Here is a 320-nt window from a genome sequence, read left to right on the forward strand (position 1 = left end):
CCTGCCGCTGTCACTGCGCCTGATCCGCGAGATGCATGGCCGGCTGTTGCAAAGCGCACGCGGCGGCACCAAAAGCCCCGGCGAGTTCCGGCGCTCGCAGAACTGGATTGGCGGCACGCGTCCAGGCCTGTCTCTTATACACATCTGACGCTGCCGACGAAATGCGAACAGTGTAGATCTCGGTGGTCGCCGGATCATTAAAAGAGGGGGGGGGGGGGGGGGGGGGGGGGGGGGGGGGGGGGGGGGGGGGGGGGGGGGGGGGGGGGGGGGGGGGGGGGGGGGGGGGGGGGGGGGGGGGGGGGGGGGGGGGGGGGGGGGGG

The 320-nt window shown here is 75.3% G+C and carries 1 pseudogene; it reads left to right on the forward strand.

Features of this window, described 5'->3' with window-relative positions:
• A pseudogene (locus tag JHD82_RS30100) lies at positions 1–127 on the forward strand (Fic family protein); the annotation flags it as partial.
• Positions 128–320: the final 193 nt, after the last annotated feature.

Source organism: Delftia sp. ASV31 (assembly GCF_016428765.1).
Taxonomy (GTDB): Bacteria; Pseudomonadota; Gammaproteobacteria; order Burkholderiales; family Burkholderiaceae_C; genus Comamonas; species Comamonas acidovorans.